This is a genomic window from Pseudomonas sp. C1C7, from assembly GCF_013359595.1.
In the GTDB taxonomy this organism is placed as follows: Bacteria; Pseudomonadota; Gammaproteobacteria; order Pseudomonadales; family Pseudomonadaceae; genus Aquipseudomonas.
This window is the reverse complement of record NZ_JABFMP010000014.1, coordinates 108,898-128,274: the sequence shown is the minus strand read 5'-3', so window position 1 is coordinate 128,274 and position 19,377 is coordinate 108,898. Positions and strand designations below refer to the sequence as shown.

The following is a 19,377-nucleotide window of genomic DNA, read 5'->3' as shown; positions in this document are numbered from 1 at the left end:
GGCCTATGAAGTAGGTCGTGCCAGAGCACGGTGGATATCGATGAGGGCAGTGTTCTGTGTTCGGACGGGCCGATTGATTGTTGTTATGGGGTGCTGCATCAGCTGTTGCTTTCGGTGAATTTCTCCAGGTACAGGCGGCTTTGCTCCAGGCCATGTTGCTGGCGCCAGTCCTTGATCGACTCGACCATCGGCGGCGGACCGCACAGGTACAGGTCGACGGGCTGGTCACGCAGTTCGGCCAGTTCCAGGTGTTCGGCGATGTAGCCGGTCTTGCCCGGCCAGTCGGGGTCGGGGTTGCTGACCACGGGGGTGAATCGGAAGCCCGGGATGCGTGCGGCGTAGGCCTCGATGCGCGCGACCTCGCACAGGTCCGCGGCTTCGCGCACGCCGTAATACAGATGCACCGGATGACCGCAGCCGCCGCGTTCGGCGATCTGGTCGAGCATGCCCAGGAACGCCGACAGCCCGGTGCCGCCGGCGACCATCACCAGCGGGCGGTCGATGTGGCGCAGGTAGAAGGCCCCCAGCGGCGCCTCCATGTGGATCACGTCGCCGACCTGACAGCGATCGCGCACGTAGTCGGTCATCACGCCGCTGGGCAGCAGGCGAATCAGGAACTGCAGGTTGCTGCTGCCCGGCGCGCAGGCGAAGGAATACGAACGCCGATGCTCGGTGCCCGGAACCTGCAGGCGCGCGTACTGGCCCGGCAGGTAGTCCAGCGCCGCACCCGCATCACCCACTTCGACATGGACGATGGCGGTGGTCGGCGAGACCTGGCGCACCTCGCTCACGGTGCCTTGCAGGCTGCTCGGACCGTTACTGCCGCAGAGGCTGGAATCGAAGTCGAAGTAGAAGGCGGCATCCGACTGCACGCGGGTCTGGCAGGTCAGCACCTTGCGCTCGGCCAGATCGCTGGCCGACAGCGCTTCATCGTCCACGTAGTCCTGGGTGTACTGCCCGGATTCACAGCGGCCCTGGCAGGTCGCGCAAACCCCTTCGCGGCAATCCAGCGGAATCTTGATCCCGCTGCGCAGGGCCGCATCGAGCAGGATTTCGTTGTTCTGCACATTGCAGAAGCGTGTTTTGCCGTCGGCGAAACTGAAGGCGACCTTGTACGTCATGAGCGTTAATCCGCAGGGTTCAGAGATGGTAAAAATCGAGCACGGAATTGATCGTGTCGTTGAGCAGGACCACGTGCTTGCGGGCGATCTTCCAGCTCTCGCCGTCGGGGCGCAGGCGGTAGGTGGCGCGGCCGAAGAACTGCTCGGCGGTCTGCATGCGGTAGTACTGGGTGCTCCAGTTGACCCGCACTTCCAGCTCATCGTCCGCCAGCGGCGCGATACGCACATTGCTGATCAGGTGCAGGGTGCGCGGCATCGGGATGGTCGAGGCGGCCTTGCCGGTGCGGATGCGGAACACCCGGTCTTCCAGGCCGCCACGGTTGGGGTAGTAGATCAGCGACATGCCTTTTTTCGGGTCGGTGGTGTAGACGTGCTCCGAATCCCACTGCGGCAGGTGGAACTCGCTGTCGTCGCTGAACATGTCCAGGTAGCTGTCCCAGTCCTGGGCATCGCAGGCCTCGGCGTTGCGGTAGAGAAATTGCTCGACGCGGTATTGCAGTTGCGGATTCATGTTCACACCTCACGCAGTTTCAACGGTTGTTCTTCGGCCGCCTTGCGCGCCAGGCCTTCGAGCAGGAAGCGTTGCCAGTTGGCGTGCTGGTTGACGTACAGGCCTTCATGGGTGAACTCGGTGCCGGTCAGGGCCGGAGAAATGCCGATGGTTTCGCTGTTGCGGGTAGGGCCTTCGACCCACTTGCCTTCGCCGCGGGAGATGTCGCTCCAGCGTTCCAGGCGGGCCTGGAAACCGCGCTGGGCTTCACGGAATTCCACCAGGTCATCGGGGGTGCCCATGCCGGACACGTTGAAGAAATCTTCGAACTGGCGAATACGGTTTTCCCGATCGGCATCCGACTCGCCGACCACGCCCAGGCAGAAGCTGTTGATCTCGGTCTTGTTCCAGGCCAGCGGGCGGATGATCCGCAGCTGCGAGCTGATCTGGTCGAGGAAAAACATGCTCGGGTAGACGTTGAGGTTGCGCAGGCGGTGCATCATCCATTCGGCCTTGCCCTGGCCGTGCTCTTCGACCAGACGCGGCATGATGCTGGCGTAGCCCGGGCGCACGGCCGGGTTGGGCATGTCGCTGAACAGCACGCTGTGACCGTTGTGGAAGGCGAACCAGCCGTCGTCGGTTTCCTTGTCGCCGGCGCCGAGCTTGCTGTAGTCCAGGGTGTCGCTGGCAGTCAGGCCTTTCTCGGCGTTGACCTGCTGGCGGTGCTGCACGGTGGCCACGTAGTTGTAGTGCACGGTGCTGACGTGATAACCGTCCAGGCCGTTCTCGTTCTGCAACTTCCAGTTGCCGTCATAGGTGTAGGCCGACTTGCCCGGCAGCACTTCGAGCTGACCGGTCGGCGACTGCGCCACCATCATGTCGAAGAACACTTTGGCGTCGCCCAGGAAGTCTTCCAGGGTGTCGGTGCCGTCCACATTGAGGCTGACGAAAACGAAGCCGTTGTAGCTTTCGATGCGGGCCTTTTTCAGGCCGCGGGTGGCCTTGTCGAAGCCTTCGGGGTATTCACCCGGCGCCTTGACCTTCACCAGGCGGCCGTCGCTCTTGTAGCACCAGGCATGGAAGGGACAGGTGAAGGTCGACTGGTTGCCCTTGCCGACGCGGGTGAGGGTGGTGCCACGGTGCTGGCAGGCGTTGATCAGGGCGTTGAGGCGGCCTTCGCCGTCGCGGGTGATGATCAGCGGCTGGCGGCCGGCACGCAGGGTCATGAAGTCGTGATTATTGGCGATCTCGCTTTCGTGGCAGGCGTAGATCCAGTTCTTCTCGAAAATCAGTTCCATTTCCAGATCGAACAGTTCCGGGTCGGTGAACATATCGCGGGCAATGCGATAAACACCGTCCTGCGGGCGAAAGTCCAGGCAACTTTCAATATAACTTTTCCACTGTTCGACACTTCGTGCAGTTGTCATTTCCCAGTCCTCGGCCAATGGGCTAATTCACGTCTTCATTTAATGACGGGGTGGCCGACAGGGTCTATCCGATTAGTAGTGGAAACCCATCCGGAAAATAAGCCCCGATATCCGGCTGGGGGCAATGAAAGGCCCGTAAATACTGGCTTGTGCGCAATCCTGTGGCTGAGCAAACGGCTATTTGTCCTTCAGTAACGGGATAGCCGATGACGAACTTGTTACGGCTTAATTTCAACCGAAGCACCGTCAGAGTGTCTCGCTGCAGGTCACTGAAAACTGCCATGAGTGATGGTTCTGGTTCTGTACCGAAAGTGCCTTCTATTTATGTGTTGCCATATACGCGACAGGGGAAAGAAATAATATGTTGCATAAAGCGTGGTTAGTTCGGGGAGTTCAAACAGTAGGTCTTTTGACGCCATTGTTGGCCCAGGCCGATGTAGTCAGCGACAGCAAGCTGACACTGGGGCTGCGCAACTTTTACATCGATCGGGATTACAAAGAGGACAACCCGCCGCAATCGCGAGTGGGCAGCTGGACCCAGGGCTTCGACCTGCGTTTCGCCTCCGGCTATACCGAAGGCACGTTGCAGTTCGGCCTCGATGCGGAGGCGCAGTACGCCTTTCGACTGGACGGCGGTGGCGGGCGTGGTGATGACACCATCATTCCGTACAGCAAAAGCCGTCAGGAGCAGGCCGACGAATACGGCCGTGGCGGCGTGACGCTGAAAATGCGCTATTCGAAAACCGAGTTGAAAGTCGGCGAGCTACGGCCGTTGCTGCCGGTGGTGATCATGGACGACTCGCGGCAACTGGTGACGACCTATCGCGGTGCCTTGCTCGAATCCAAGGACATCGATCGCCTGACCCTGACGGCGGGACGTCTGACCGAGATCGGCGCGCGTAACTCTTCGAACTACGAAAAACTCTACCTGCAGACCGGCTCCGGCGTGCGTCGCGGCAGTGACGGCATGAACCTCGCCGGTGCCAGCTATGCCTTCACGCCCTCGCTGACCGGCAGCTACTTCTACGCGCAACTGGAAGACATCTACCAGCAACACTATCTGGGCATCACCCATCTGGCGGATTTGGGCGACGGCTACGGGCTCAAGACCGATCTGCGTTACTTCAACAACAGCGAGGACGGCGAGGCGCTGTACGGCGACATCGACAACCGTTCCTGGGGCGCCATGACCACGCTTAAAAAGGGCGGGCACCGGTTCGGCGTCGGCTATCAGCGCATGCTCGGCGACAGCAACTTCCCGACCTTGGGCGGTTACGTGCCGCAGCCGTTCCTGGTGAACTGGTCGCGGGTGGGGTTCATCAAGCCCAACGAAAAATCCTGGCAGGTCCGTTACGACTATGACTTCGCTGCCCTCGGCATGCCGGGTCTGAACTTCATGACCCGTTACTTCAAGGGCACCTCGATCGATCGCGGCGACAACCTGAGCCAGGCAGCGGAGCAGGAGCGCGACGTGGTGTTGTCTTACGTGGTGCAAAGCGGCCCGCTCAAGGGTGTGGGCGTGGAGGCCGGCAACGTCGTCTCCAAGTTCAGCCACGGCAATGACTGGGTCGAGAACCGCCTGATCACCACCTACACTTGGAAATTTTGGTAACGCCCCGCCCTTGAGTTGAGCGCGTTTGTGCGCTGAAGTGACGTCCCGGGTAGCGTTTTTCCCGGGGATAGGCCACTTTTGGCACCGTTGTTGTGCGCCGTGGTGCCGCACAACGCGCTCGATATCCAAATAGTTTGCGATTCGTAGCCGAAAAATGCGGATATCGCCTGTTCGCGCCGGCTGGGCATAGCCCTTGCTAACTCCAATGAAAATACGCGCCGAAGAGCGTGTCGATGTCCCTTGCCGTGGGTGTACTGATATGACCGATCCAAACCTTGTCCAATTTCGAGATATCCGTATAGATCGCTACGACCTGGCCGGTGCCCGTGCATGGATGGCCGGCATTTGCGGACCGCACGTACTGCAGACCCGCCAGCCGAACCGGATCCAGTTTCACCACAAGGCCAATGTGTTCAAGTCCATGTCCACGACCCTGGGCCGGATGGAATACGGCACGGACGTGACCATCGGCGTCGAGGATGCCGAACACCTCAATTGCTACAGCTTGAGCCTGCCGATTCGCGGCGAGCAGGAACTGCTCAAGGACGGTCGCCGGTTGTACTCCAACCAGGATCAGGGGCTGATCATCACCCCCCACGAAACGCAGTCGCTGAGCATGGCCGGTGACTGTCACAAGATCTCCGTGGTGATCACCCGCATGGCCATGCGTCAGACCCTGGAAGGCATGCTGCAACGGCCGCTGGAAATGCCGCTGAAGTTCGAACCGGTGATGGATGCGGTCAACGGCGCCTCGGCCTCCTGGTGGCGGATGGCCCGTTACTACATCGACGAACTGGAACGCGGCCAGGAGCTGTTCAATCAGGTGTTCTTCACCCGCGATATCGAAAGCGCGCTGATCAAAGGCCTGATCCTTTCCCAGCCCAACAACTACAGCGCCGAACTGCGCGACCAGCTGGGCGCCAAGCTGCCGTATTACCTGGTGCGCGCCAAGGACTTCATCGAAAGCAACGCCCGCGAAGACATTCACCTGGAAGACATCGAGGCGGCGGCCGGTGTGTCGCGCTTCAAGCTGTTCGAAGGCTTTCGCAAGCACTTCGGCGTCTCGCCCATGGCCTATCTGAAGAAATTTCGCCTGAGCGCCGTGCGCCAGGAAATCCTCGAAGATGCGTCGGTGCGCAACATCTCGGTGATCGCCATGTGCTGGGGCTTCTCGCACCTGGGCCGGTTCGCCAGCGAGTACCGCAAGCTGTTCAACGAAACCCCCAGCGCGACCTTGCAACGCAGCGAAGCCCGTCGCAACCGGTCGTTGTGAGATGACGACCTTACACGCGGCCACCGCCAACAGCGTGGGCCTGAACCTGTCGCTGATGTGCCGCGAGCCGGTGTTCACCAGCCGCTCGGCCCAGGAAACCCAGCGGTTGATGGGGCAGGCGCTGGTGGAACATGAGCTGGACTGGCCTCGGGGCGGCGTCGATACCGCGTTCTATCGCGGCCAGGTCGCGAGCTGCGAGCTGTATGCACTGCGCTATGGCGGCCAGGTGGAAATCCGCCCGCAGCCGTTCGAGGATTTCGTCCTGGTGCAGATGCCGCTGCGCGGCAGCGCTACCCTGGAGTCGGGCGGCATGGGCTATGGCGTCAGCCCCGGGGAAGTGGCGATCCTGTCGCCGCGTGAGCAGGCCCGGGTGGTGTGGGAGGAGGGCTGCGAGCAGTTGATCCTCAAACTGCCGCGGACATTGCTCGACGCCGGGCAGAGGGCGCTGGGTGATGATTTGCCGGAGGGCTTTGATTTGGCGCCGGTCAGCCGCCTGCAACGGCCGCTGGCGATGCGCTGGTTTCGTCTGGTCAGCGAGTTGCTCGAGCATTTGCCCGAGGGCGAGGCGGGCGCTGCGCCTTCACGCTGGTTGCAGCACCTGGAGCAAAGCCTGCCGCTGTTTCTGCTCAGTCACTGTGGTGTTGCGCAGGAGTCATCGCCGGCGCCGCGTCAGCCTGCGCGGCAGCTGCAAAAAATCGATGCCTGCATGCGCGAGCATCTTGCCCAGGGCATCAGCCTTTCTGAACTGGCGGTTGCCGCCGGCGTGAGCATTCGCAGCCTGAACACCCTGTGTCAGCGCGAATACGGCCAGAGCCCGATGGATCGCTTGCGTGGATTGCGCCTTGAGGCCGCCCGGGAATACTTGCTGGCACGCCCGCACTGCAGCGTGACGGAGGTGGCGCTGGAGTTCGGCTTCGGTCATGTGGGGCGGTTTGCCAATTACTATCGGCAGCGATTCGGGGAGTTGCCGAAGCAGACGGTGAAGTCTCAGGCATGAGCGGAAGCCGAAAACGAAAAACCCGCCATCGCAGACTGTGTGAAAACGCACTGAAGGCCAGTTCAACAAACGCCCGAACCACCATCGCGAGTAAACTCGCTCCTAAAGTTGGGCCGGGCAACCCGTACCGATGATTCCCCGGTTCATTCCACCGAAGTCTGCAACACCTCGATCCACAACGCCCCTTTGCCCGATACCGCTTCACCCACACGTTTCAGCGCGCCCTTGGCGCCGATGGCATAGGTGCCGACCTTGTCGCTTTTCTCTCCCGTGACCAGCAACCATTTGCCGTTCGGCGAGAACGCGATGTTGCGGGGCTGCTGCTCCTGTACCGGGTAGTTGTCCAGATAACGCACGCCACCTGTCGCCGCATCCACCGCGAACGCCGACACCGAGCTGCTGGTGCGTTCGGTCATGAACAGCAGCTTGCCGTCGGGCGAGAGCCGCAGGTCTGCCGCCCAGATGCGGGGAGTGGGGTCGTCCTTGAGGTCATTGTTGCGCGCATCGCGCACTTCGCCGTGGGCCAGATTCAAGCGTTCGGGAATGCCGTTGGCCACGCCGATCTGCGTCAGTGCGCCGGTGTTGTTATCGATGGCAAACGCGGTGACCGTGCCGCTCATTTCACCGACCACATACAGGTATTTGCCGTCCTTGGAAAACGCCAGGTGCCGTGGGCCGGTATTCTCGGGGACGCTGACGTAGCCGCTGCCAATGGGCGTGAGTGCGCCGGTCTTGCTGTCCAGGCGATATTGCAGCACCCGGTCGGCGCCCAGGTTGCCGGTGTAGGCGAAGCGGTTGCTCGGGTCGGTACGCACCGAGTGGGCGTGCGGGCCGGTGGCGTAGCTCTGGATGGTGTCGGAAGGCTGGTAGGCCTTGTCGATGGCTTGCACGGTGACGGCGTCGGCACCGTAGGAGGCGCCCAGCAGATAGTGCCCAGCGCGGTCGGTAGACAGGTAAGCCATACTTTGCGCCAGCGGTGCCTTGGTCGCGGGTGTCAGGTGCCCACTCTTCGGATCGATGTGGTAGCCAACGACCTGGAAGGGTTTGACCCGCAGCGCGGCGAACAAAACCTTGCCGTCGGGCGTGATGGCCATGGGGTTGACCTGATCACCGGCGCTGACCTGATCGATCAGTTTCAGCGAGCCGTTGCTCTGGTCGAGGCGGTACTGGGAAATCAGGCCATCACCCGGACTGGAGATGTAGGCGTAGGTAGTGGCATGGACGGGAAGGCTGAGACCGCCGACAACGACCGCCGCGAGGAGGAGGGATTTACTCACAGTGGATCCTTTTATTGTTATTGGTGTGATCAGTCATCCTATGACTTAAGCATTCAGGCATCAATGGCTGTTTTCAAGACAACGAAGCAATCATCCAGTCGATGACGAAAGGCCATGCGCTTAGAGCGCCTAAGGAACTGAAATATTTTTAAATAATCTCGTTTCAACAATTGTTGTACGACATCGTACGTACTGTGTTCGACTTCGCGGACTCTCACAAAAAAAACAATGGAGATACCCTCTATGACCAGCATTCCCACCGTGGAAGGCCAGGCTGCGGCGCCCGCGCAAAGTCGATTTCTACGAATATTCAAACTCCTGGGCCCAGGCATCATCGCCGTACTGTCCTGGCTGGGCGCGGGTGATCTGATCACGTCGTCCGTGGCTGGCGCCAACTACGGTTACGCGATGATGTGGGTGCTGGCGGTTTCGCTGCTGCTCCGATACCTCATCGTCAACATCATCGCCCGCTTCCAGCTTTGTAATAACCAGGGCATGACCATCCTGCAGGGCTACGCCCAACTCAATCCTTTCTTCGCCTGGTTCATGCTGGTTTACGCCCTGCTGATGGGGCACCTGATGAACGCCTACATGATCAAGGGCGCCGGGGAGTCGCTGGCGATGCTGTTCAAGATCGACCAGCCCTTGCTGTGCTCGGTGGCTGTGGTCCTGGCGGTGTGGATGCTGGTCGGTCGCAACATCTACTCGATGATCGAGGGCGTGATGAAGTTGCTGCTGGCGATCATGACGCTGGCGTTCATTGCCCTGGCCGTGATGTCCGGCCCCGACGTGGGTGGCATCATCAAAGGCACCATCGGTTTCAGCATTCCGAAGGACGAAGGCGTACATGGCGCGTTGCTCGTGGCAGTGTCGGTGATCGGCGCGGTCGCCGGTTCCATCGCCAACTTCGTGCATCCCTATGTCATGCGCCAAAAGGGCTGGATCGGTCCGCAACACAAACGCATTCAACGCAACGACCTGCTGTTTGCGGTGTTCGTCGGGATCATCATCAACCTGGCCATCTGGATCGTTGGCGCGGAAATCCTGCGGCCCAACGGTATCGAAGTGAAAACCCTGGGTGACCTGGGCAAGGCGCTGGAAATCTACTTCGGCCCGATCGGCTGGTACGTGTTCTTCGTCGGGGTATTCGCCACGCTGTTCGCCAGTATTTCCGGCAAGACCACGGCGTTCCCGATGCTGATCACCGATGCCTTCCAGCACGTGTTCCCCAAGCGTCGCGACAAGTACGGTAAGGAGTTTCACCATGATCCGATGCACAAATGGTTCATGCTGTTCATCCTGGTCACGCCACTGATCTGGTCGATGCCGGGCATGCCGGACTTCGTGACGCTGACCATTGGCGTCAGCGCGCTGAACATCATTGGTTTGCCGATCATTTCCCTGGGTCTGCTGATCATGTCCAACCAGAAGAAGCTGCTGGACAAGCAATACCGCAACAACCTGTTCGAGAACATCGCACTGGCGTTCGCCACTGGCCTCGCCCTGTGGGTCGCCTTCCAGTTGGGCGTCGATCTGTTCGCCTGATACCAGACCATCGAGGGGGCGCAGTGTCCCCTCGATGGCCAGGGTTCAATCGGTTACCGAGCCCTGCGGTATGCGTCCGGCGAAACTGTCCACCAGGCTCGCCACCACCATTTCGCCCATCCGCGTGCGGGTCTGCACGGTCGCACTGGCGCGATGGGGTTGCAGCACCACCTGTTCATTACCGAACAGGGCCTCTGGTACCTGCGGCTCGTCGACAAACACATCCAGTGCCGCGCCGGCGATCTCGCCCGCCTTCAAAGCCGCCACAAGATCGACTTCGTTGACCAGCTTGCCCCGGGCCACGTTGATCAAGTAACCACCTTGGCCGAGCGCCTTGAGCACGTCGGCGTCGATGATGGCTTCGGCCTTGTCGGCAGCGGCGGCCAGAATCAGCGCATCACTCTGGCTGGCCAGTTGCTTCAGATCGGCGACGAAGGTGTGGTTCACGTCGCTCATCGGCCGCAGGTCGGTGTAGCTGATCGGGCAGCCGAACGCGGCGGCGCGGGTTGCCACGGCGCGGCCGACCCGGCCCATGCCGACGATCCCGATGCGCATGCCCGACACCTGGCGCGCCAGCGGCAACGGTGCCAGGGGAGTCGGGCTTTGCGGCCATTGACCGGAGCGCACGTAACGATCACTGGTGCACAACCCCCGGCACACGGCAATCAACAGGCCGATGGCGAGGTCGGCGACATCTTCGGTCAGGGCGCCGATGGTGGCCGTCACGCGAATCCCGCGGTCCCTGGCATAAGCCAGATCCACCGCGTCGGTGCCCACGCCGTTGACCGCCACCACTTCCAGCTTGGGCAATTGCGCCATCAGGGCCTGGGTAATGCCGGTGTGTCCACCTGTGATGACGCCGCGAATGTTGGCGCCATGCTCTTTTATGAAGGCGGCTTTGTCGGTCTGTTCGAAATAGCGCCTGATGGTGAACAACTCACCCAGGCGGGTGTTGATTTCAGGGATCAGGATCGGGCTGAGCTGCAAGACTTCTGGCTTCATGTGAACCTCGTGTAGCGCAATAAAAAGGCCGGTCAACCGCGACCGGCAAATGGCATAGCAGTGGCCATGACGGTCATGTTCAGGACATTCGCCGACAACGGCAGGGCGGCGATATAGCGCACGGCATCGGCCACGTGCTGCACATCCACCATCGGCTCCACGGCGATGCTGCCGTTGGCCTGGCGCACGCCCTTGGTCATGCGCACCGACATTTCGGTCAGGGCGTTGCCGATGTCGATCTGGCTGCAGGCAATGTTGAATTCGCGCCCGTCCAGGGCCAGGGATTTGGTCAACCCCAGTACCGCATGTTTGCTGGCGGTGTAGGCACTGCTGAAGGGGCGAGGGGTGTGGGCCGAGATCGAACCGTTGTTGATGATTCGGCCACCCATCGGCTGTTGCCGGCGCATCAGGCCGAAGGCACCTCGGGCGCAGAGGTAAACGCCGTTGAGGTTGGTGTCGATCACGTTTCGCCACTGCTCGAACGTCAGTTCATCCAGGGGCACGGCAGGGGCGTTGACCCCGGCATTGTTGAACACCACGTCCAGGCGCCCGTATTTCACGGTGATTTCGGCGAACAGCGCATCGACGCTGGCCGGATCCCGGACATCGGTGGGCACCGCCAGTGCCTGGTGGCCGTCGACAGCCGCCAGCTCCGCCAACTCCAGCAAGGGCTCTGGCCGGCGTCCGGCGAGCACCACGGTGAATCCGTCGGCCATCAGGCCAAGGGCCACGGCGCGGCCGATTCCGCTGCCGGCACCGGTTACCAGGGCGACTTTCAAAGGATGGGTCATGTTGTTATTTCCTTTATTCAATTCACTGGGGCGTGTGGTGGTTCAGGTGCGCGGGCCGACGCGCATTTCGATCTGGCCGATGCCGTCGATGCCAGCGTTGACGATGTCGCCGGGTTGCAGTACATCGACGCCGGCCGGGCTACCGGTCATGATCAGGTCGCCGGCCCGCAGGGCCACGGACTGGGAGATGCGGCTGATGATTTCGGCGACTGACCAGATCTGGCTGTCGAGGCTGTCGCGCTGGCGTTCCTGGCCGTTGACGTTCAGCCACAACTCGCCGTCGGGGTGGCCTGCACGCGAGACCGGTACGATGGCGGTGATGGGGGCGGCGCCGTCGAATACCTTGGCGCCTTCCCACGGCATGCCACTGCTTTTGGCCGTGCGCTGGACGTCTCGACGCGTCAGGTCCAGACCCGCGCCATAACCCCAGACGTACGCCAGTGCCTGATCCTCGGGAATATTGGCGCCACCCTCGCCAATGGCGACCACCAGTTCGATCTCGTGGGCGAACTCTTCGGTCAAGGGCGGAAAGGCGATTTCACCCTGCGCGTCCACCACATTGCTCGCCGGTTTCATGAAAAACACCGGTGGCAGGCGGGACTGGCCCTGGGTGTCAGGCCAGGGGTAGTTGCGACCGACGCAAAAGACCCGGCCCACGGGGAAACGCTGCTGGCTGCCGGCGACCGGCAGGGTCACGGGAAGATCGGGGGTAAAAACGTACTCGGTCATGTTCATCCTGGTGTCGGTCCTGTAGGAAGCATCAGCGTACGGCGGCAATCGCGGGTGAAGTTGGACGAATGCCGCCTCGTCTTGGAGAAAAACGCTTTTCTTGAATCAGCGGGCCTTGAGTTCGATGCGATACAGCTGGCCGAGCAGCAGCGAATAGGACAAGGTACCGATCAGTGCCACGCCGCCGATGAACCAGAACGCGTAAGCGAAGGAGCCTGTGGCGTGGACAATCGCGCCGATCACGATCGGGGTGACGATCCCGCCGATATTCGCGGCCAGGCTGGTGATACCGCCGGTCAGGCCGATCAGTTCCTTGGGGGCGACCTCCGACACCGCCGCCCATGATGACGAGGCGATGCCCTGGGCGAAGAAGGCGATGGTCAGGATGGCAATGCAGATCGCGTTCGAGTCGGTGAAATTCACCAGGACGATCGACATCCCCAGCATCGAGCCGACCACCAGCGGCAATTTGCGTGCGAAGGACATGGAGTAGCCGCGGCGTATCAGCAGGTCGGAAATGATCCCGGCGAGCAAAATGCCTACGGTCGCGCCGACAAAGGGCAGCACGGCAAAGATCCCTGCCTTGATGGTGGTCAGGTGCCGTTCTTCAATCAGATAGGTTGGGAACCAGGTGAGGAAGAAGTACAGCGCCGAGGTGCTGGCGAACTTGCCGATGCAAATCGCCCAGACCTGCCGATAGCTGAACAGTTCGGCGACTTGCCGCCAGTTGAAGCGGGTACGCTCCTGGCTGCTCTTGACCAGGCCGCCACCGCTTTCGATGTATTTCAGTTCTTCCTTGCTGACTTTCTTGCAGCTCAGCGGGTCGCGGTAAAGGAACAACCAGATCACCCCGAAGACGATGCCCAGCAACCCGGTGCTGTAGAACACGTGGCGCCAGTCAAAGGTGGTCGCCAGCCAGAGCAATGCGCCGGTGAACAGGGCGGTGCCCAGATACTGGCCGCACACGTAAATGCTGCTGGCCATCCCGCGTTCGCGCGCCGGGAACCACACGGTCACTGCGCGGCTGTTGGCCGGAAATGCCGGCGCCTCCATCGCACCGACGGCCAGGCGCAGGCCGAACAAGGATGCAAATCCTGTGGCGAAGCCCTGCAGCACAGTGACGGTCGACCAGCTGATCAGCGACACCCCATAGGTCAACCTGGAGCCGAAGCGGTCGGCGATGAACCCGGCAGGCACCAGTGCGAGGGCGTAGGTCCAGGCGAACGCGGAAAAGATCAGGCCCATTTCGATCTTGTCCAGGCCCAGGTCCTTGGCCATGAACGGCGCCGCGATCGAGATGTTCACCCGGTCGATGTAGTTAATGATGGTGGCGACCAGCAGCAGTGACAGCATGAACCAGCGCCGACGTGTCGGCAGTCGCTGGGTGGGGGCGGCATCGCGGACGCCAGCCGTCGCCGTGGAAGTGGTGGAGTTGGACATGGGTAGACCTCGTTATTGTTAGAAGAATCGAGATTTCTGCGCGCAGCCGAGCCCGTTGCTCCCGGTTGGGGAACAGCGTGTTTTGCAAAAGCGGCGCGGAGAGCCGGTGTCAGACGTCCGGGGACATGTTCCGGCAAGGCGGATTCAAGGAGAGGTCGGGCGGGTCGGCGAGGGGAAAAAGCAGGTTCATGATGTGCGCACCTAATGATTGTTTTTGGGTGGGTGGGGCTGCATTGCCTGCCACAGTGGTCGTACAACCTTCAAAAATCAACGGAGGCGTTAGATCGTTTTTTCGCATGAAAACCGTGATCAATATGCCTGTCCAAGAAAGTGTGCCAACGCTTTCAGTCTTGGATTGTTTCTAACTTATTGTTTTTATTGAAATAAAAAATGATGATCGAGATCGGTTTTTTGGACAGGAAAAGTTGCACTCACGGATACAAATTATCCGTCGATGCCTGTGTCATCCTATGAGTTGTTGAAACGTGGCCGGGTTCACCGTCACAATCCCTCCGTCGTCGTCTCCATTGCGGTGTGGCGACAAGCTGTCCATGTACCTGTCGAGGATCCTCAGCCGATGTCGTTACCGAGTCGAGTACCTACCTACGTCATGCAGCAACGCAGCGAGCTGACGGACTTCTACATCCGCGACAAAAAGGGGCGGCGTGCCGAAACCAGCCCCCATCGTCATGAGTACTTCCAGATTCAGATCAACCTCGGCGGCGACACCGTGCAGCACATCGGCAATGTCGAGCGTCCGTTTCCGCGCAATACCCTGGCCTTCATCCTGCCGCATCGGGTGCACGTGATTCCGCATCCGGCCGATAGCAATTTCATGGTGATCAATTTTTCCCAGACCTTCCTGCTGCCGCACTTGCAGTGCGACCCGATGGACCTGGAGGAAGTGTCGATTCTCCTAGCGCCCGAACTGTCGCCATTTCGCTTCCAGGAGCACCTGGACTTCGTACTCGGCGATGAGGATTTCAGCAAAGTCTGCGGTTTGATCGAGCAAATGCGCGTGCTCGACGAGAACCGACAGTTTGGCACCCGCGAGATGCTCAAGGGTTTGCTGCTGCAACTGGTGGGAAGCGTGTGTGCCTTGTATGCCGAACCGCTCAAGCGCCTGGCCGAAGAGAACGCCGCCGAAGTCAGCCGGCGTGATGCGCTGAGCCGGATGTCCGAATATTTGCGCAAGAACATCGCCGATCCAGACCTCAACCTGATCAAGGTCGCCGCCGCGACCTACCTGTCACCGACGTACCTGACGCACTGGTTGCGCAAGGAAGTCGGCAAGACCTTTACCGAGCTGGTGCTGGAGCGCCGGATGCACGCGGCCCGCAACTACTTGCTCAACGGCACGCGGCCGGTAGGGGAAGTGGCGCGATTGTGCGGTTTCGCCGACGAAGCTTACTTTTCGCGGCGCTTTCGTCAGATCCATGGCCAGCCTCCGGGGCAATTTCGCCGTCAGCAACTCAACCCGGACACACCGCAGTCGCCGTTGAATACCTGAAGCGCGACGCGAAAACGAAAAAACCCGCCATAAGGCGGGTTTTTTGATCTGGCTCCACGACCTGGACTCGAACCAGGGACCCAGTGATTAACAGTCACTTGCTCTACCAACTGAGCTATCGCGGAATGCCGGCTATGTTACTGATTCAAAAAGAGAAGTCAAGCGTCAGATAGCAATCGGACGGATTTCACGGGACAGGCGGTGGTTTATCGGCGATTGACGGCCGCACAACCGGCCTAACCGCCGAAGGTAATGGTGGCCATCATCAGTTTCGCGTAAAGCGCCGTGGCGCCCAGTTGCACCAGCCACAGCGCCAGGCCGCCGAGAAACACGCCGGTCGCCACTTGCATGACCAGGTTGCCGCCGCGTTTGGTCGGGGTGCGGGGGGTGAAGTCGTCCAGATCGTCCAGATCATCGCGGTCGGCGCGCAGGTTGTCGTTTTTCATAGGGGTTCTCGCAAGAATTTCGGGGTGTACACAAACTTGTGGGAGCGGCGGTGCGACATTGAATTGCTGTGGAGTTTAGTGGGCGCAGGCGCTGTCTTGAGATTTATCTGCCACAAATAAAAACGGGAAGCCGGCTGGCTTCCCGTTTTTCGTCTCAAGCTGCGGTTCAGATCACCTGAACGATCGCATCCGTCACGACTTTGATGTTGCTCTGGTTCAGCGCGGCCACGCAGATGCGGCCGGTGTCCAGGGCGTAGATGCCGAACTCGTTGCGCAGGCGGTGAACCTGTTCAACGGACAGGCCGGAGTAGGAGAACATGCCGCGCTGGCGACCGACGAAGCTGAAATCGCGCTGCGGCGCGTTTTTCGCCAGCAGGTCGACCATCTGGGTACGCATGCCCTTGATGCGCAGGCGCATTTCAGCCAGTTCGGCTTCCCACTGGGCGCGCAGTTCCGGGCTGTTCAGCACGGCCGCGACGATGCTTGCACCATGGGTCGGCGGGTTGGAGTAGTTGGTGCGGATCACACGCTTGACCTGCGACAGCACGCGCGCGCTTTCTTCTTTCGATTCGCTGACGATCGACAGGGCGCCAACGCGCTCGCCGTACAGCGAGAAGGATTTGGAGAACGAGCTGGACACGAAGAAGGTCAGGCCCGACTCGGCGAACAGGCGCACGGCGGCGGCGTCTTCGTCGATGCCATCGCCAAAGCCCTGGTAGGCCATGTCGAGGAACGGCACGTGACCCTTGGCTTTCACGGCTTCCAGAACGTTTTTCCAGTCCGCCGGGCTCAGGTCGACGCCGGTCGGGTTGTGGCAGCAGGCGTGCAGCACGATGATCGAGCCGTTCGGCAGCGCGTTCAGGTCTTCCAGCAGGCCGGCGCGGTTCACGTCGTGGGTCGCGGCGTCGTAGTAGCGGTAGTTCTGCACCGGGAAGCCGGCGGTTTCGAACAGCGCGCGGTGGTTTTCCCAGCTCGGGTCGCTGATGGCCACGACGGCGTTCGGCAGCAGTTGCTTGAGGAAGTCGGCACCGATTTTCAGTGCGCCGGTACCGCCGACGGCCTGGGTGGTGACCACGCGGCCAGCAGCGATCAGTGGCGAATCATTGCCGAACAGCAGCTTTTGCACGGCCTGGTCGTAGGCAGCGATACCGTCGATTGGCAGGTAGCCACGCGAAGCGTGTTGAGCGACGCGAATCGTCTCGGCTTCGACAACGGCGCGCAAAAGTGGAATTCGCCCCTCCTCGTTGCAGTAAACACCTACCCCCAGATTGACCTTGTCGGTACGGGTATCGGCGTTGAATGCTTCGTTGAGGCCCAGGATTGGATCGCGGGGTGCCATTTCGACAGCGGAGAACAGGCTCATTTTTGCGGCGGCTCTGAATGGAGAGTGGAGGGACGTGTGGCGCTCCAGCCGAATGCACTAGAGCGGTGCACAAACGGGGAGCTAGTATAGAGGTCATCTTCCATCGATGGCGACAGACTATTCGGTTTTTAACCCAAGTTTTTCCGATTATTTTTCGACCGTTAGTCGATTGGTGTAATCAAAGACTTCAAGGGACGTAGGACGTTTGCCTTGAAAGCGATGGCAATCGGCTCCACATTGAGCACAATCCAGCTTTTTCCTGCGGCGACGCGCGTCGTTTGCGGCCTTCCCGTTCCTGCCGGTTGCGCCGAGAACAGAGAGATCATTGATGTCCGAATTTGAGCTAGTCACCCGTTTCGCGCCCGCCGGCGATCAGCCGGAAGCCATTCGCCTGATGGTCGAGGGCATCGAGGCGGGGCTGGCCCACCAGACGCTGCTCGGTGTGACCGGTTCGGGCAAGACCTTCAGCATCGCCAACGTGATCGCCCAGGTGCAGCGTCCGACCCTGGTGCTGGCGCCGAACAAGACCCTGGCGGCGCAGTTGTACGGCGAGTTCAAGTCGTTTTTCCCGAACAACGCCGTCGAGTACTTCGTGTCCTACTACGACTACTACCAGCCGGAAGCGTATGTGCCGTCCTCGGACACCTTCATCGAGAAGGACGCCTCGATCAACGACCACATCGAGCAGATGCGTCTGTCCGCGACCAAGGCCCTGCTGGAGCGCAAGGACGCCATCATCGTCACCACGGTGTCCTGCATCTACGGTCTGGGCAGTCCGGAAACCTACCTGAAGATGGTGTTGCACGTGGATCGCGGCGACAAGCTCGATCAGCGCGCGCTGCTGCGACGCCTCGCCGACCTGCAATACACCCGCAACGACATGGATTTCGCTCGCGCGACGTTCCGCGTGCGCGGCGACGTGATCGATATCCACCCGGCGGAATCGGACTTCGAAGCGATCCGCATCGAACTGTTCGATGACGAGGTGGAAAGCATTTCCGCGTTCGATCCGTTGACCGGCGAAGTCCTGCGCAAACTGCCGCGCTTCACCTTCTATCCGAAAAGCCACTACGTGACCCCACGGGAAACCCTGCTCGATGCGGTGGAGGGCATCAAAGTCGAGTTGCAGGAGCGCCTGGAATACCTGCGTTCCAACAACAAACTGGTGGAAGCCCAGCGCTTGGAGCAGCGCACCCGTTTCGACCTGGAGATGATCCTCGAACTGGGTTACTGCAACGGCATCGAAAACTACTCGCGCTACCTGTCCGGACGTCCGGCTGGGGCGGCGCCGCCGACGCTCTACGACTACCTGCCGGCTGACGCCTTGCTGGTGATCGACGAATCCCACGTCAGCGTGCCGCAGGTCGGCGCCATGTATAAAGGCGACCGCTCGCGTAAGGAGACCCTGGTGGAATACGGCTTCCGCCTGCCTTCGGCGCTGGACAACCGGCCCATGCGCTTCGACGAATGGGAAGGGGTGAGCCCGCAGACCATTTTCGTCTCGGCGACCCCGGGCAACTATGAAGCCGAGCACGCCGGGCGCGTCATCGACATGGTGGTGCGTCCGACCGGCCTGGTGGACCCGCAGGTGGAGATTCGCCCGGCACTGACCCAGGTCGACGATTTGCTGTCGGAAATCACCAAGCGCGTGGCGGTCGAGGAGCGGGTGCTGGTCACCACGCTGACCAAGCGCATGGCCGAAGACCTGACCGATTACCTGGCCGATCACGGTGTGCGCGTGCGCTACCTGCACTCGGATATCGATACCGTGGAGCGGGTCGAGATCATCCGCGACCTGCGCCTGGGCACCTTCGATGTGCTGGTGGGGATCAACCTGCTGCGCGAAGGCCTGGACATGCCGGAAGTGTCGCTGGTGGCGATCCTCGACGCGGACAAGGAAGGCTTCCTGCGCTCCGAGCGCTCGCTGATCCAGACCATCGGCCGCGCCGCCCGTAACCTCAACGGCCGGGCGATTCTGTATGCCGACAACATGACCGGTTCCATGGAACGGGCCATCGGCGAAACCGAACGCCGACGCGAGAAGCAGATTGCCTTCAACGAGGCCCATGGCATCGTTCCCAAAGGGGTGAAAAAGGACGTCGCCGACATCATGGAAGGCGCCACCGTGCCGGGCTCGCGCAGCAAGAAGCGCAAGGGCATGGCCAAGGCCGCCGAGGAAAACGCCAAATACGAAGCGCAATTGCGCTCGCCGGGTGAGATCACCAAGCGGATCAAGGCGCTGGAAGAGAAGATGTATCAGCTGGCGCGGGATCTGGAGTTCGAAGCGGCGGCGCAGATGCGCGATGAGATTGCCAAGTTGCGGGAGCGGTTGATCACAGCCTGATTTTTGTGCT

16 protein-coding genes and 1 tRNA gene are annotated in these 19,377 nt (G+C 60.9%); 6 read left to right on the top strand and 11 right to left on the bottom strand.

Going from position 1 to position 19,377, the window contains the following annotated elements; genetic code table 11:
• Window positions 1-98: 98 nt before the first annotated feature.
• From antC to antA, 3 genes are read right to left on the bottom strand one after another with little or no spacing between them, the layout of a single operon-like run.
• The gene (antC, locus tag HNO86_RS14235) at window positions 99-1,121 is read right to left on the bottom strand and encodes an anthranilate 1,2-dioxygenase electron transfer component AntC (RefSeq protein WP_175377574.1); all 1,023 of its coding nucleotides are present in this window, start codon (window positions 1,119-1,121) and stop codon (window positions 99-101) included.
• A 19-nt stretch (window positions 1,122-1,140) separates the two neighbouring features.
• Window positions 1,141-1,632, bottom strand: a complete 492-nt coding sequence (antB, locus tag HNO86_RS14230) for an anthranilate 1,2-dioxygenase small subunit (RefSeq protein ID WP_175377573.1) — start codon at window positions 1,630-1,632, stop codon at window positions 1,141-1,143.
• A 2-nt stretch (window positions 1,633-1,634) separates the two neighbouring features.
• Entirely contained in the window at window positions 1,635-3,038 is a 1,404-nt protein-coding gene (antA, locus tag HNO86_RS14225; protein WP_175377572.1) for an anthranilate 1,2-dioxygenase large subunit, read from the bottom strand.
• Window positions 3,039-3,399: 361 nt separating this feature from the next.
• On the opposite strand from antA, the gene HNO86_RS14220 reads away from it, so the two are divergent.
• The 3 genes from HNO86_RS14220 to HNO86_RS14210 all read left to right on the top strand — a co-directional run bounded on the left by HNO86_RS14220 (window position 3,400) and on the right by HNO86_RS14210 (window position 6,920).
• On the top strand, window positions 3,400-4,650 hold the full coding sequence (locus HNO86_RS14220; RefSeq protein ID WP_175377571.1) for an OprD family porin: 1,251 nt from the start codon (window positions 3,400-3,402) through the stop codon (window positions 4,648-4,650).
• Between the two features lie 259 nt (window positions 4,651-4,909).
• Window positions 4,910-5,923 carry an AraC family transcriptional regulator gene (locus HNO86_RS14215; protein ID WP_175377570.1) on the top strand — a complete coding sequence of 338 codons (1,014 nt, stop codon included), beginning with the start codon at window positions 4,910-4,912 and terminating at the stop codon, window positions 5,921-5,923.
• Between the two features lies 1 nt (window position 5,924).
• Window positions 5,925-6,920 (top strand): AraC family transcriptional regulator, encoded by a 996-nt coding sequence (locus HNO86_RS14210; protein WP_175377569.1) that lies wholly within the window; start codon window positions 5,925-5,927, stop codon window positions 6,918-6,920.
• Between the two features lie 143 nt (window positions 6,921-7,063).
• Here the strand turns inward: HNO86_RS14210 and HNO86_RS14205 are convergent, their stop codons facing one another.
• The gene (locus HNO86_RS14205; protein WP_175377568.1) at window positions 7,064-8,197 is read right to left on the bottom strand and encodes a beta-propeller fold lactonase family protein; all 1,134 of its coding nucleotides are present in this window, start codon (window positions 8,195-8,197) and stop codon (window positions 7,064-7,066) included.
• A 243-nt stretch (window positions 8,198-8,440) separates the two neighbouring features.
• Here HNO86_RS14205 and HNO86_RS14200 point away from each other — a divergent pair, with 243 nt between their 5' ends.
• A complete protein-coding gene (locus tag HNO86_RS14200) occupies window positions 8,441-9,742 on the top strand; it encodes an Nramp family divalent metal transporter (protein WP_175377567.1) in 1,302 nt (433 codons plus the stop codon).
• A 45-nt stretch (window positions 9,743-9,787) separates the two neighbouring features.
• Here the strand turns inward: HNO86_RS14200 and HNO86_RS14195 are convergent, their stop codons facing one another.
• From HNO86_RS14195 to HNO86_RS14180, 4 genes are all read right to left on the bottom strand, one after another.
• On the bottom strand, window positions 9,788-10,744 hold the full coding sequence (locus HNO86_RS14195; protein WP_175377566.1) for a 2-hydroxyacid dehydrogenase: 957 nt from the start codon (window positions 10,742-10,744) through the stop codon (window positions 9,788-9,790).
• A gap of 32 nt (window positions 10,745-10,776) precedes the next feature.
• Complete coding sequence (locus HNO86_RS14190; protein ID WP_175377565.1) at window positions 10,777-11,535, bottom strand: SDR family oxidoreductase; 759 nt, start codon at window positions 11,533-11,535, stop codon at window positions 10,777-10,779.
• 42 nt (window positions 11,536-11,577) lie between these two features.
• Entirely contained in the window at window positions 11,578-12,270 is a 693-nt protein-coding gene (locus HNO86_RS14185) for a fumarylacetoacetate hydrolase family protein (RefSeq protein ID WP_175377564.1), read from the bottom strand.
• 99 nt (window positions 12,271-12,369) lie between these two features.
• Complete coding sequence (locus tag HNO86_RS14180; RefSeq protein ID WP_175377563.1) at window positions 12,370-13,704, bottom strand: MFS transporter; 1,335 nt, start codon at window positions 13,702-13,704, stop codon at window positions 12,370-12,372.
• A gap of 577 nt (window positions 13,705-14,281) precedes the next feature.
• Between HNO86_RS14180 and HNO86_RS14175 the strand changes: the two genes are divergently transcribed.
• The gene (locus tag HNO86_RS14175; RefSeq protein WP_175377562.1) at window positions 14,282-15,214 is read left to right on the top strand and encodes an AraC family transcriptional regulator; all 933 of its coding nucleotides are present in this window, start codon (window positions 14,282-14,284) and stop codon (window positions 15,212-15,214) included.
• A 49-nt stretch (window positions 15,215-15,263) separates the two neighbouring features.
• Here HNO86_RS14175 and HNO86_RS14170 read toward each other — a convergent pair.
• The 3 genes from HNO86_RS14170 to HNO86_RS14160 all read right to left on the bottom strand — a co-directional run bounded on the left by HNO86_RS14170 (window position 15,264) and on the right by HNO86_RS14160 (window position 17,023).
• Window positions 15,264-15,339 (bottom strand) — tRNA-Asn (locus tag HNO86_RS14170).
• 111 nt (window positions 15,340-15,450) lie between these two features.
• Complete coding sequence (locus HNO86_RS14165; protein WP_175377561.1) at window positions 15,451-15,660, bottom strand: hypothetical protein; 210 nt, start codon at window positions 15,658-15,660, stop codon at window positions 15,451-15,453.
• A gap of 166 nt (window positions 15,661-15,826) precedes the next feature.
• On the bottom strand, window positions 15,827-17,023 hold the full coding sequence (locus tag HNO86_RS14160) for an amino acid aminotransferase (RefSeq protein ID WP_175377560.1): 1,197 nt from the start codon (window positions 17,021-17,023) through the stop codon (window positions 15,827-15,829).
• A 328-nt stretch (window positions 17,024-17,351) separates the two neighbouring features.
• On the opposite strand from HNO86_RS14160, the gene uvrB reads away from it, so the two are divergent.
• Window positions 17,352-19,367 carry an excinuclease ABC subunit UvrB gene (uvrB, locus tag HNO86_RS14155; protein WP_175377559.1) on the top strand — a complete coding sequence of 672 codons (2,016 nt, stop codon included), beginning with the start codon at window positions 17,352-17,354 and terminating at the stop codon, window positions 19,365-19,367.
• Window positions 19,368-19,377 lie beyond the last annotated feature (10 nt).